The organism is Parashewanella curva (assembly GCF_003675895.1).
In the GTDB taxonomy this organism is placed as follows: Bacteria; Pseudomonadota; Gammaproteobacteria; order Enterobacterales; family Shewanellaceae; genus Parashewanella; species Parashewanella curva.
In genome coordinates this window covers 40,681-54,011 of record NZ_ML014768.1, presented here as the reverse complement: position 1 = coordinate 54,011, position 13,331 = coordinate 40,681, and the positions used below count along the sequence as shown (strand labels likewise).

Annotated in this window: 14 protein-coding genes; 1 reads left to right on the top strand and 13 read right to left on the bottom strand. The window is 41.5% G+C overall.

Annotated elements, in window-relative coordinates:
• Positions 1 to 54: 54 nt before the first annotated feature.
• From D5018_RS08130 to D5018_RS08090, 9 genes are all read right to left on the bottom strand, one after another.
• A complete protein-coding gene (locus D5018_RS08130) occupies positions 55 to 1,002 on the bottom strand; it encodes a ribose-phosphate pyrophosphokinase (RefSeq protein ID WP_121838509.1) in 948 nt (315 codons plus the stop codon).
• Positions 1,003 to 1,079: 77 nt separating this feature from the next.
• A complete protein-coding gene (ispE, locus tag D5018_RS08125; protein WP_121838508.1) occupies positions 1,080 to 1,931 on the bottom strand; it encodes a 4-(cytidine 5'-diphospho)-2-C-methyl-D-erythritol kinase in 852 nt (283 codons plus the stop codon).
• Entirely contained in the window at positions 1,931 to 2,533 is a 603-nt protein-coding gene (gene lolB, locus D5018_RS08120) for a lipoprotein insertase outer membrane protein LolB (RefSeq protein ID WP_243637401.1), read from the bottom strand. Before lolB ends, ispE begins: the two co-directional genes overlap by 1 nt.
• Before the next feature lie 308 nt (positions 2,534 to 2,841).
• The gene (gene kdsA / locus D5018_RS08115) at positions 2,842 to 3,690 is read right to left on the bottom strand and encodes a 3-deoxy-8-phosphooctulonate synthase (protein WP_121838507.1); all 849 of its coding nucleotides are present in this window, start codon (positions 3,688 to 3,690) and stop codon (positions 2,842 to 2,844) included.
• 35 nt (positions 3,691 to 3,725) lie between these two features.
• Entirely contained in the window at positions 3,726 to 4,514 is a 789-nt protein-coding gene (locus tag D5018_RS08110) for a transglutaminase family protein (protein ID WP_121838506.1), read from the bottom strand.
• The gene (locus D5018_RS08105; RefSeq protein WP_121838505.1) at positions 4,511 to 4,909 is read right to left on the bottom strand and encodes a SirB2 family protein; all 399 of its coding nucleotides are present in this window, start codon (positions 4,907 to 4,909) and stop codon (positions 4,511 to 4,513) included. Before D5018_RS08105 ends, D5018_RS08110 begins: the two co-directional genes overlap by 4 nt.
• 95 nt (positions 4,910 to 5,004) lie before the next feature.
• On the bottom strand, positions 5,005 to 5,781 hold the full coding sequence (locus D5018_RS08100; protein ID WP_121838504.1) for a hypothetical protein: 777 nt from the start codon (positions 5,779 to 5,781) through the stop codon (positions 5,005 to 5,007).
• Between the two features lie 32 nt (positions 5,782 to 5,813).
• Positions 5,814 to 6,059 carry a hypothetical protein gene (locus tag D5018_RS08095; RefSeq protein ID WP_121838503.1) on the bottom strand — a complete coding sequence of 82 codons (246 nt, stop codon included), beginning with the start codon at positions 6,057 to 6,059 and terminating at the stop codon, positions 5,814 to 5,816.
• Between the two features lie 60 nt (positions 6,060 to 6,119).
• Positions 6,120 to 7,136, bottom strand: a complete 1,017-nt coding sequence (locus D5018_RS08090; RefSeq protein WP_121838502.1) for a hypothetical protein — start codon at positions 7,134 to 7,136, stop codon at positions 6,120 to 6,122.
• Positions 7,137 to 7,307: 171 nt separating this feature from the next.
• Here D5018_RS08090 and D5018_RS08085 point away from each other — a divergent pair, with 171 nt between their 5' ends.
• Positions 7,308 to 9,131 carry an ankyrin repeat domain-containing protein gene (locus D5018_RS08085; protein ID WP_121838501.1) on the top strand — a complete coding sequence of 608 codons (1,824 nt, stop codon included), beginning with the start codon at positions 7,308 to 7,310 and terminating at the stop codon, positions 9,129 to 9,131.
• Here D5018_RS08085 and prmC read toward each other — a convergent pair.
• The 4 genes from prmC to D5018_RS08065 form a co-directional block, all read right to left on the bottom strand.
• The gene (gene prmC, locus D5018_RS08080) at positions 9,124 to 9,963 is read right to left on the bottom strand and encodes a peptide chain release factor N(5)-glutamine methyltransferase (RefSeq protein ID WP_121838500.1); all 840 of its coding nucleotides are present in this window, start codon (positions 9,961 to 9,963) and stop codon (positions 9,124 to 9,126) included. The genes D5018_RS08085 and prmC overlap by 8 nt on opposite strands.
• Positions 9,964 to 9,968: 5 nt before the next feature.
• On the bottom strand, positions 9,969 to 11,051 hold the full coding sequence (gene prfA / locus D5018_RS08075; protein WP_121838499.1) for a peptide chain release factor 1: 1,083 nt from the start codon (positions 11,049 to 11,051) through the stop codon (positions 9,969 to 9,971).
• Positions 11,052 to 11,065: 14 nt separating this feature from the next.
• The gene (gene hemA, locus D5018_RS08070; protein WP_121838498.1) at positions 11,066 to 12,316 is read right to left on the bottom strand and encodes a glutamyl-tRNA reductase; all 1,251 of its coding nucleotides are present in this window, start codon (positions 12,314 to 12,316) and stop codon (positions 11,066 to 11,068) included.
• A gap of 101 nt (positions 12,317 to 12,417) precedes the next feature.
• Positions 12,418 to 13,329, bottom strand: coding sequence for a ketopantoate reductase family protein (locus D5018_RS08065; RefSeq protein WP_165905021.1), 912 nt, complete (start codon positions 13,327 to 13,329; stop codon positions 12,418 to 12,420).
• Between the last annotated feature and the right edge of the window lie 2 nt (positions 13,330 to 13,331).

Sequence of the window (13,331 nt, the reverse complement as noted above, 5' to 3'; positions counted from 1 at the left end):
AAAGGTGAACCATTTTGCTTCACCTTTCATAAACTAGTTAACAAAGATCACTTATTAATGCTTAAACATCGCAGAGATAGACTCTTCGTTGCTTACACGGCGAATCGCTTCAGCCAATACACCCGACATGGTTCTTTGACTCACATTACTCACTTTTTCCATTTCTGAACTTAGTGGCACTGTGTCAGTAACAATCACTTCATCAATCATTGAATTCGCAATGTTTTTGGCAGCGTCACCTGAGAATACAGGGTGAGTCGCATAAGCAAATACGCGGTTGGCTCCGCTTTGTTTCAAAGCTTCAGCCGCTTTACATAAAGTACCGCCAGTATCGATCATATCGTCAACGATGATACAGTCACGACCTTCAACGTCACCAATAATATGCATTACTTGAGAAACGTTCGCTTTAGGACGACGCTTGTCGATGATGGCTAAGTCTGAATCATTAAGTAGCTTGGCAACGGCACGGGCACGAACTACACCACCAATATCAGGTGAAACCACAACAGGGTTATCAAGTTCTTTAGCAAGCATGTCTTCAAGCAGCACTGGGCTACCGAAAACGTTATCAACTGGTACGTCAAAGAATCCTTGGATTTGCTCAGCGTGTAAGTCACAAGTCAAGACGCGGTCTACACCAACGCTTGATAAGAAGTCTGCAACAACTTTTGCCGTGATAGGTACACGAGCACTACGAACACGACGGTCTTGGCGAGCATAACCAAAATAAGGAATAACGGCAGTAATGCGGCCAGCAGAAGCACGACGAAGCGCATCTACCATTACGATTAATTCCATTAAGTTATCATTGGTTGGCGCGCAAGTAGATTGGATGATGAATACATCGGCACCACGTACGTTTTCGTTGATTTGGACACTGATTTCGCCGTCACTAAAACGACCTACTTCAGCATCTCCAAGTTTACAGAATAGACGGTCGGCAATCTTCTCAGCAAGACTGGGAGTGGCGTTCCCAGCAAAAAGCTTGATGTCGGGCACTGTATGAACCTCAGGCGTTGGCTTTTGAGTGTTATCTAAGTTTATCGGATTTTGAGGACAATAAACTCAGCATGAAATTAATTTTGTTTTGCAATTAGCTCAATCAACGGTGATTGGTTCAGTCCTTGAGCGACAAAACCAGATAAATCAGTAGGTAACTGAGATAACACCTTGAGAGCTTGCTGCTTATCTTCGAATTCCCCAAACACGCATGCGCCTGTTCCGGTCATTCTGGACGGCGCATATTCTACCAGCCAGTCCAATGCCTTGGCAACTTGAGGGTGTTGCTCTGCAACCAAAGATTGGCAGTCATTCTGCCATGAATTTTTCATCAATGTTGCTAGTGTTAGCTTAGGTGTATTACGAGGTAAATCTGGGTGAGAAAATACTTTGGCGGTAGAAACATGCACTTCTGGAGTGATGACTAAATAATATTTTTCAGGCAAATCTACAGGTGTGAGTTGTTCACCTACTCCTTCGGCAAATGCCGCTAAACCCCTAATGAATACAGGGACATCAGCGCCAAGCTTAACACCAAGTTTGGCTAATTCATCCACTGAAAGTCCTGTTTTCCATAGTGCATTTAAAGCAACTAATGTCGTTGCTGCGTTTGAAGAACCACCACCAATTCCACCGCCCATAGGGAGGTTTTTTTCTAAAAAAATTTCAGCGCCACCTGAATAATTAGCATGTTGTTTTAACAATTTTGCAGCTTTTAGAATTAAGTTATCGCTAGGATCGACAACAGAATTCAGCTCCGAATGTAAAACCAAGTTTGGAGCATCAGTGAGTTTAAAGGTTAAATAATCACAAGCATCAATAAATTGAAATAGCGTTTGTAATTCGTGATAGCCATCAGGGCGACGGCCGTTGATATGAAGAAATAGATTAAGCTTTGCTGGCGCAGGCCAGCGATTGGGATACTGCATTATTTAGAACCTTGTACAGCAAGCGCTTGCCATTGGTTTAATTGAATCTTTAACGATAGGTTAGGACGGCTTAACGTTAATAACTTAGGCAATTCAATACCGTTCAACGTTTGCCAACGAGAATATGTTAACTGCCATTTTACGCCATCAATGATTTTAGTTAGCTGTCTTGGTCGCCCTTGGCCATCACGGGTTAAATGTTCGGCTTGCTGAGTTTGCCCTGTGATCCAGCTTGGCAACAAAGAAACAGGTATGCTCCAGCCAGTCATTCTAAGCAATAACGCCTCGGGATTTTTACTTTGATAATCTTTGCCGTCCATGGTGAGTTTTGCGCCAAAGGGTGTGCTTTCGAGATTCAGCACTGAGGTACCAAGCATAGTGGTTAATGCTAGTTGCTCTGAGGTAGCGGTATGGCGCCAATATAAGTTAGTCGAATGCTTATCATCAGCGGTTTTGATCAAAATCTTGCCACGCACCTCCCATGCTTTAGCATCGGTAATTTGGTTAACATGCACAGGAACTAATTCAGTTTTAGGCAGCGTGTTACAGGCACTGAGCAAGAATAAGGCGCAACAGCAGCAAAAGATATTAAATGCTTTCAAAGTGATACCGTTAAACATAGGTTTGTAGACATAATAGCAAATGATTAAACCTAAAAACATTAATTGGATACGTTCACAGCTGCAGAAAAAATGTTTGCTAGCAAGGCGTAGCTTACAGCAAGTAGCTATTCTACTTGCAAAAGTTACAACGCAGCTATCAGGCATTTTGGCAAGTTTGTGATCGTAGAGCGTTTCACTTTTAGGCTGGCTCACAAGTTAATAAATTAACAAGCGTTCAATTGATGTTTTTAGGTTTCGATATTAAAAAAGGGCAACTGTGTGCCCTTAGATACTGTTTGTTCGAAAGATTACTTACTTGTATCTAACGCTGGGAATGATTTTACTAATTCATCCAGAGCGTTCATTTGCGATAGATAGCCTTCAAGTTGATGCAGTGGTAATGCACAAGGGCCGTCGCATTTAGCATTATCAGGATCTGGATGAGCTTCGATAAACAAACCACCCAAGCCTAATGCCATACCACTTCTAGCAAGTTCAGTTGCTTGTGCACGGCGTCCGCCAGCAGAATCTGCACGTCCACCAGGGCGTTGTAGGGCGTGGGTCGCATCAAATATTACTGGATAACCAGATTGCTTCATCTCGTCCATACCGAGCATATCAACGACAAGATTGTTGTAGCCAAAGCTGCTGCCACGTTCACACAACATGATGTTATCGTTACCAGCTTCATTAAACTTTTTAATGATATGGCGCATTTCGTGTGGTGCTAAAAACTGCGGCTTTTTCACATTGATGATGGCACCCGTTTGAGCCATGGCAACAACAAGATCGGTTTGTCGGGCTAAGAACGCTGGCAATTGGATCACATCAACTACATCAGCGACAGGCTGACATTGGTGTGGTTCATGAACATCAGTGATCAACGGAACATTAAATGTTGATTTTATCTCTTCAAAAATCTTTAGGCCTTCTTCCATGCCTGGACCACGGAATGAATGAACAGAACTGCGGTTGGCTTTATCAAAAGATGCTTTGAATACATAAGGAATGCCGAGTTTAGATGTGACTTCTACATAGTGCTCGGCTATCTGCATAGCTAAGTCACGCGATTCCAAGACATTCATGCCACCAAAAAGCACAAATGGTTTGTCGTTAGCGACAGAAATATCGCCAATTTGAATGGTTTTTTGATCCATGATCAAAGCCTCTTTTATTTCATCCGTAAGGAAAACTAATGATAAGTCTCGGCGTGTTGATTCAGTTCTTTTATTTGAATTTTCACCAGTTCGATCAAGGGATCGTGTGGGCTATTTTCAACAAAGTGCTGTAAATCTTCTGCGGCCATTTTGATGCAGCCTAACTGCTCTGCAACGAAAGCGCGTTCTCGATTTAATTGAACATCATCGGGATGCCATTTCAACAATAAATTGCAACATTCTAGGGCTTGCTCAAATTTTTGAGAAACGATGCTTCCTGCTTTTAACTCATGGAGTTGTCGTGACATGAGGTCTTTAGCTTTGACAGGTTTAAAATATTTAGCACTTAATTTAGCATGGTTGCCTAGCTCACCCCTTACTAGCGAGTGCATATATTTTCGGTCTACTGCTTTTCCCGAGAGTGGATTAATAAAGTGCACTTTATTATTCAATTTGACTCGTAAAATAGCGTTTCCGGGAAGAAACAGTAAAGAGGCATCGAGATCCAGTTTCTGACACAACAACATTAACAAACACCCCAGCGTTGTGGAGTTACCTTGTTTGGAGGTAAGAGTTAAAGCTAGATCAGCGGCTTCAGCCCCAAAGTAATTTTGACGCTGACAAAATCTTAAATCATTGTAAAACCAAGACAGCAAAGAGTCGAAGCGGTGTTGTTGATCCATTAAATAATGACTCATTACACCACCCGATAGCTCCAACCAAGCCCAATGACTGGCTTGGTAAGAGCTAGAGCCTAAGTGCTCACTTAAACGCAGTAGTGAGCCAGGCAAGGTGATTTCATCAGTTACACAAAAATTGCTCATGAAAATAACGCTACAGAATGTTTCACCATGGCGATGCGAGCGGCATACACTAACCAGCTAATCGCGCCAACATACGCAAAGATTTTAAAAAGTTTACCGCGTGGCGCTTTCATGGCGATGATGCCTAAAATGATATAAGCCACTACGGCTGCCAGCTTTTCAGTTAACCATTGAGCTTCAAATGGATACTGATTGATGATAACGCACAGTGTTAGACCTGACAGCAGCAAGAAAGTGTCAATGACATGAGGTGCGATTTTCAAAAACTTCTTTTCTAAGATGGCTGATTCACGTAAGTGCATGACAAAGCGAAAAGTAAAAAAACTGACACTTAAAGCGATCAATGTTAGGTGAAGGTGCTTAACGGCTGGGTAGATGCTTTGCAAAAATTCCATCGTATGTTCAAAAGTAAAGGGATAAAGGATGCCATTTTACCGCAAGCAAAGTAAGAATGGTATGCGTAAGGTTTTTTCTTGTTTAATTTTAATCATTACAGATCACTTGCTAATAACGCTTTTGCTGTTTGGTAGTACTTATATCGTCGATATTCATCAAGTTGTTTTAGAATGCGCTCTTGGCCGTCGGATGCTGCATATTTATCTACGGATGAATATCCTTGGTGGAATGCATTGCACTCAAGCTTGTCTTCGATCCCTTCCATAAACTGAATACAAGTAGTTTTCATACTTAAGCGATCTTTAGTTTTCTTTAGGCTATCTGATTGAATATCAATAAAGACAAGGTGTGAAGGGGTTTGTTTAGTCTGCTTTAAGAAGCGTTCAATAATTCCGCTTTTAGATCCTATAAAACCTTCTTTCATAGACAGGGTACCGTTAATCAAAGTGTTATCAAGTCCGAGTGATTCCATTTCGTTAAGTTTTGTCTGTATTTTTTCATGGGAAACTTGAGAAACGAAAAAAATTTTAGCGCTAGGTATATGCGTTTTAACAAATTGAACCAATTCAGCAAAGTGACTTTGCATTAAGTAAAGTCTGGGTTTATTAGTGGGCAGAAGTGGCTCGTGACGATGGTTTGCAATGACTCCATCGATACTTGTGATTAAAAACAAGTCGGATTCTTCCGTTTTACTTTTTAGAAACTCTACGACTTCAAGCAAGTCAGAAACTTGAAGGTCAACGCCTGTGGGTCGTTGATGAGTACAAACTACTGCTTGAGCTTCAAGTTTGGCTTGAGTAACTCTTTTTAGTCTTGCAGCTTTTTTTGTGTCTAGGTGTTTAGAAAAAAGTTCAATAACTTGTTGGGTCAAATGTTGATATGTATCCTCCTTGCATTCTGCTTCTAACCTAACCTAACCTTACCTTCTTCAATAAAAGCTTTAATTTGCATATTTTGAGAAGGAATGACCGCAGTATAAGCTTTAGATTCATGCGTATATTTAAATTGAACAGAGATAATTTGTGGAGAATCTTGCGAGACGGCATCTGGAGCTGAAACAAGCATGCAACGGGTTAAGTCTTGAGCCTTATCATCATAATCGAGCGATATGACGAGTTCACTTGGGCTAGGCGTTACTGTTAAGGTCATAAAAGCACCGTTATTTTAGATACTAGGGTACGTGTATATCATGAAAGGTAACCATGTCTTCTAGACAGTAGTACTACTCTCATTTCTGTGTTGTATGAAGCGATGGTATTCGGCTATTTGTCGTTTCTCATTATCGCTGGCATGTTTACTAAACTCCTCAACAGAATGATAACCATCTTTTTTTGCACGATACTGCATTCCTGGCATTATTCCTGACATAAACTGTACGGTAGTGACGTTGTCACCAAAATGGTCTTTAAGGCTTCTTAAATTAGCTGAGTCATTATCCACCATGACGATATGAGAGGGAAATTGAGCCTCTGTGTTCTGTTGAAAATAATCTCGAAGCATGCCTCCTTTGGGTGGGTTGTTTTCTATATTATCAGCCGAAATGATGTACTCAGCCCAAGCAATATCGGCACCTGCAAGTTGCATATCCATTTGTTTGGTTTCAATGCATTCACTTGGTGCGTGGGTGAGTAACAGAAACTGGGTATTTGGGATGGTCGACTGAATAAATGCCACTATTTCATTAAGGTGGTTGGGGATCACGGTATAGCTAGGTCGAAACCTACTTTTCGGCTCATAAACAGGAGAAACAATTACATCATCAATATCAACAACAAAAGCAAAATGAGGTTCAGAAGCTTTGAGTTTGAGCATAGGTTGCAACTCTCTAAAGTCTTCGATTTGAATGTCTACGCCGAGTGGTTTTTGGGGAGAGCCTACAGTTGCTACCGTTTGCTTTTTTGTTTGTTTGCTTTCTAGGAAGTCAGATAAAAGGGTTATGGACTGTTTTGTTGTTGAGTAAAAGTGATGGGTTGAATCAACAGGGGATAGCCGAACGATTCCTTCTTTATCTAGAAAGGCTTTTAATTTTAGGTCTTCACAACAGTAGCGGCAGGCATATTTTATATGCTCTTGTGAGTACTTAAAAATGACAGGAATAATTTGAGTGTCGCTTTGCTCACATACACTACTCGGCGCTGATAAAAGCTTGCAAGGAATTTGGCTTTTGCCTCTCCAGCCTAGATCAAGTTCAATTACAAGAGGAACTGATGTAATTGCTTCTGCCATAATACTTCAACAACATATCAATAAATTTAATCATTTATTTTAACTTTGTTTACCTTGAAGGAAGCTGTATAGACATCAGTACAGAGACCGTTAATCAATTAACATTTTTTAATTGTATTAACCTCCTAAATCCGTGAATAATCGTTAGGAAATTAACAGATTGAATGAAGTATGACTGATGCAATCAGCGGTAGCAATCAAGTTGAATTACCAATGGATATTGCTTATGAAAACGAACGAGCAAATAAAGTAAACACTTCAACACATTGCTTCAGCGGCACTCAGCATGATTATGAGTTGACCGTCTTGACAACAGCAATGGGGATGATGAATTTTGTTGAACCGCAAACAGCCCATCATGCAGAACGGTTACCTCAAGATAATGTTATCAAGAGTGCTTGTTTTGAGAGTGTTGGAGTCTCAATATTTTTTGAGGCTTGTGTTAACGGTAAATTGGATATCGCCAATGTTTTTTTTGAACGCTATGAAGATAGTCCTGAAATCAGAAAGACAATTTTTCAGCCATATGGTGAATTAAACATAACACCATTTATTGCAGCGAATATTAATAATCAAACAGAAATTGTTTCTTCATTTCTTAAGCTTTATGAAAGCCACCCAGAAATCAAAACACAGCTTTTTCAGGCTCAAAAGACGATAGGGTACACGGCTTTTCATTTAGCTTGTTTAAATGGTTGTACGAGTGCTGTCGATACTGCTCTCACATTTGTTGAAAGACATCCTGAGTTGGCGTTTTATATTTTTCAGCCCTGTGAGGCTAATTGTCTCACACCTCTTGCTGCTGCCTGTGCTGAAAATCATGCGGATGTAGTGAGATTATTTCTTGGTTTTTACTTAAAGCATCCAGAAGCAATGCAGCCCCTTTTTTATACATACAGAGTATTTGAAAGAAGTTGTTTTTATCTTGCATGTCTTAACAGAAGTGTTGATGTTGTTCGTGTGTTGCTTGAATTTTACGAAAAGCACTCAGCTCTATTGCCTGAAGTATTTGAGTATTCAAGTTGGGATCATACTACGCCACTTTATGATGTGTTTTCTTCGGGAAACATTGGCGTTGTTAAAGTCTTCTTAGAGTTTTACGAAAGGTTACCACAGATCAGAGAAGCTCTTTTTCAATCGCACCCATTAAACAAAGACACCCCCTTTCATTCAGCATGCTTTCACTTAAATGGCCGAGACGTGAGTGAGTTTCTCCTGCTTTCTGGTTATCACCACCAAATTAAAGAATCAATGTTAAAGCCCTTTAAATTTACGCGCTTTGATGTAAAGCGAAACATGCCTTGTTATTCGGTACTTCTAAATTTAAAAGGGCAGGTGGTGAATGAGTTTCTCCAATTTTCTGAAAAGCACCCTGAACTCGAACAGTTAATTTTTAAACCCCATGAGTTAAACCACAATACGCCGTTTTATGATGCTTGCTTTGGCAACAATCCTGATGTGGTTCGTGCATTTCTTAGCTACCTTGTAAGGAATCCGCGAACCAAGAATGCATTTTTTAACTATCATCCAATTGAACAAAACACAGCGTTTTATATTGCATGTGTCTTTAATCACTCTGGTGTTGTTCGGGAGTTTCTGGAGGGGTACCAAAGGCATCCAAAAATAATGGATTTGTTATTTTTGCCAAATCCAGCAGATGGCAATACGCCTTTTTATAGTGCTTGCATTTACGGTTCTGCAGAAGTCATTTTGGTTTTTCTTGAATACTATGAAAAGCTTGCTGTGATTAATGAATTTATCTTTCACTCTTCTCGATCTACATGGGAATTTCCGTTGATTGCAGCAATTAAGAGTGAATCTTTTGAGCGAGGGTTAAAGAACCATCTTAATGTTGTTAAAGTTTTCTTAGAGTTTTATAAATCTCATCAACAACATCAGTCTCAACTTTTTGAGATGTTTACGCTTATTCGCGAGAACATTTCTGATAAACCGCTTCATATAAAAAGTCAGTTTGCTTCTTTACTCACTACTTGAGTTTTCCCAAAGTACAGCGTTCATTATTACCAAAATCTTTAATGGTTTTTACTTGAGAGTACCCCAGTTTGGTTAATTGATGTCTGAGTTTTTCCCCTTGCTGGTAGCCGTGTTCCATTAATAAAAAACCATTAGGGTTAAGGCAGTTTTTAGCAATGTCGGCAATATGGAATAAATCGGCAAAGCCTTCATTTGGTGCAGTTAATGCACTAAGTGGCTCAAAACGCACATCGCCTTGCGTTAAGTGCTCGTCTTGCTCATCAATGTATGGTGGGTTGGATACAATTAGATCAAAGGTTTGGGCTTCTACTGCTGAAAACCAATCACTTTGCTTAATAGTGACATTGTTAAGTTGCAAACGACCTTGGTTTGTTTGCGCAAGCTTAACAGCGTCTTCAACTTTATCGACTGCCATCACATGCCAGTTTGGTTTTTCAGAGGCTAACGCCAAAGCAATCGCACCAGTGCCTGTGCCTAAATCGAGCACTTTAGCCTGTTCTGGTAAAGGAAGCGTTAACGCCGTTTCAACCAGAATTTCAGTGTCTGGTCTTGGAATAAGCGTGGTGGCATTGACCAATAATGGCAGTGACCAAAATTCGCGTTCACCTACAATGTGAGCAACAGGGTGACCTTGCTCACGCTTGACGATTATCTCATGAAAGCTCGTTTGCTCTGTATCTGAAAGCGTTTTATCTGGCCATGTATATAAGTAGGTGCGATTTTTATTGAGCACATGCATCAAGCACACTTCGGCATCCAGTGAAGCCGATTCAGAAGTATGGGCAAGTTGTTCACTTGCCCATGAGAGTGCTTGTGCTATGGTTTTTGTCACTCAGTTTATACTCCAAGTGCCGCTAATTGATCGGCTTGGTACTCTTGCATGATTGGATCTAGGATGGCGTTTAAATCACCTTCCATTACTTCACCCAAACGATATAGCGTTAGGTTGATGCGGTGATCACTGACACGGCCTTGTGGGAAGTTATAAGTACGGATTCGTTCTGAACGGTCTCCGCTGGCTACAAGGCTACGGCGCGTTGACTCTTCTTCGCTGCGACGTTTTTCATCTTCCATCGATTGCAAACGAGCAGAAAGCACACTCATGGCTTGGGCACGGTTTTTGTGCTGTGAGCGCTGGTCTTGGCATTCAACCACTAAGCCCGTTGGAATGTGGGTGATTCGAATCGCAGAATCAGTTTTGTTGACGTGCTGACCACCGGCGCCAGACGCACGGAAAGTATCCACTTTTAAGTCGGCTGGGTTGATTTCAATGGCTTCCGCTTCAGGCACTTCATGCATAACAACGACTGTAACAGCAGAAGTATGAACACGACCTTGAGATTCAGTTTCTGGTACACGCTGAACTCGGTGACCACCGGATTCAAATTTCATTTTGCCGTAGACGCTTTCACCGCTCATCTTCAAAATGATTTCTTTAAAGCCACCATGTTCGCCTTCGTTTTGGCTCATGATCTCTACTTGCCACTTATTAGCTTCCGCGAAGCGGCTGTACATACGAAACAAATCGCCAGCAAAAATAGCGGCTTCGTCACCGCCAGCACCGGCACGAATTTCAACAAAGGCATTGGTGTCATCGTTTGGATCTTTCGGTAGCAACAGGATTTGTAAATCGTGCTCTAAGGTTTCAATGGTTTCTTTGGCCGCAGACAGTTCTTCTTGTGCCATTTCTTTGAGATCTGGATCATCTTCTTCCATCATCTCTTGGGCAGTTTCAAGATCACTTTGTGCTTGCTGATAGGCTTTAAAGGTTTTGACTACTTCTTCTAGTTGGGCAAATTCTTTTGAAAGTGCACGAAACTTGTCTTGATCGGAAATGGTGTCAGGATCGCCTAACAGCGCGGTAACTTCATCATTACGTTCTAGCAAGCCTTCAAGCTTGCGGATCACGGAATCCTTCATGGGAATGGTAGACCTTAGTGTTTGTCGAGCCCAAGTATGGACTTTAACGTTTCTAATGTATTTACATCACCTTGACGACTGGCTTTCGTTAAGGCTTGAGTTGGGGCATGAATCAGCCGATTGGTTAACTTATTGGCTAATTCTAGAATAATTTGTTGTTGATCGCCGCCTTGTTCCATTTTATTGAGCGCTTTAGCGACCAATTCATCTTTAACGGCAAGGCTTTGCTCACGATATTGGCGAATGCTATCGACATTACGCAAAGAACGCAACAAGGCACTGAATTGAGCTGATTCGTCTTTAGCAATCAACTCCGCTTGCTCTGCCGCTTGTTGGCGAGATGCCATGTTCTGCTCAATGATATTTTGCAGATCATCCACTGTGTATAAAAATGCATCATCAAGCTCACCGACTTCGGCTTCGATATCACGAGGAACGGCAATATCCACCAATAGCATAGGTTGATGACGGCGTTGTTTGAGCGCGGTTTCCACAAGGCCTTTACCCAAAATCGGCAATGGGCTAGCGGTAGAAGAAATCACAATATCAGCATGAGGCAAGTGCTCTGGGATGTGCTCTAAGGTTACAGCTTTAGCATCAAATTCTTCGCACATGGATTCTGCACGTGTAAGAGTGCGGTTGGCAACAGTAATTGACTTTACGCCATTATCTTTAAGGTGTCTGGCCACTAATTCGATGGTTTCACCTGCGCCAATGAGCAGCACATTGGTATTACTCAAGGATGAGAAAATGTGCTTTGCCATACTCACGGCAGCAAAGGCCACTGAAACAGCAGCACTGCCGATTTCAGTTTCTGTACGAATGCGTTTAGCTACTGAAAACGTGGTCTGAAACAGACGGTCAAGTGTTGCACCAACGGTTCCGGCTTCTTTGGCTTTGGTAAATGACTGCTTAACTTGTCCAAGGATTTGCGGCTCACCAAGCACTAACGAGTCTAAGCCTGCTGATACGCGCATTAAATGATTAATGGCTTCTTGATTCTCTAGTGCGTAACTGTGTTCAGTTAGTTGCTCTTCAGGGATGTCATGGAAGCGATGTAGCCAAGCAATCGCAACTTCAGCACTAATGTGATTACAGTAGAGTTCGGTTCTATTGCACGTTGACAGGATCACCGCTTCGCCAGCGGGAGCGCATTGAGCCAACTCTTGCATGGCGGTATGGATCACATCAGGAGAAAAGGCGACTTTCTCACGCAAATCTACTGAGGCGGTTTTGTGGTTGATCCCTATGGCTACAAGACTCATCTACACTCGTACTAAATAATCATTAAGCAGTTTCATTTGTGGAGCGCTATTCTACTGAAAAATAGCACTTAAAAACAGAATTCCTGACGTTTTATGTGCCTTTATTGATGTAAAGCAGTAATTTCGGCACACAAGCTATGGTTTACTGGGCAGTCAATACTATGTTTTTTCGCTTGTTTCTCAATAAAGCCATTAATATATTCAATCTCGGTTTGACGACCTGAATTTACATCTTGTTGCATTGAGGAGCGGTTGCTTGCCGTTAACTTTATCACCTCGAAAACTCTTCGTTCGGTTTCTGTCTGGTCGAGCGTAATTCCCTCGGCTTTAGCCACATCAAAAAGCTCGGTAAGAATGGCCTGAACCGTGGGCTGAAACTTGGGTAACGCTATGTCACCATTGAGACATTGATGCAAAGCTGTGAGGGGATTTATAACGGCATTAATGGCTAACTTTTGCCAGAGCGCAGGTAAAATTTCTGATACCCATTCACTGTTTGGAATGGATTGAAGCATCAGATGTTTAGCTTGGGGAGACAATGGGGTTCCATCTATATGACCAAACTGTGTTAACCCATTACCTGAATGGGTAACATGCCATTGATTGTCGCGATATGCGCCTTGCGATGTTGTGGCTAATGATAAACCTTGAGTTACTTTTAAACGTGGAACAATGGATAAATATGGTCCCATGCCATTATGCATCAAAATCAAATGAGCATGTGATGGTAAGTGCAGAAGTAGTGGCTCAATCGCCTCGATAACTTGGTAAGCTTTTACGCACACTAATACTATATCTAACTCTGATATTGCGGCGTGATTTGATGGCAGGATCTTAAACGTCTGTTCGCTGATGTCTTGTGACAGGCTGGTGAGTGACATCTGTTTTTCTGTGGGGGCACTGTAACGATGACTGATCAAGCAAACATCGAATTTTTCAGCTAGCTGAAAGGCTAATAGCTGACCAATATTACCTGCTCCCACAATACCAAGTTTTGGTTTTCTTCCTGTCACCT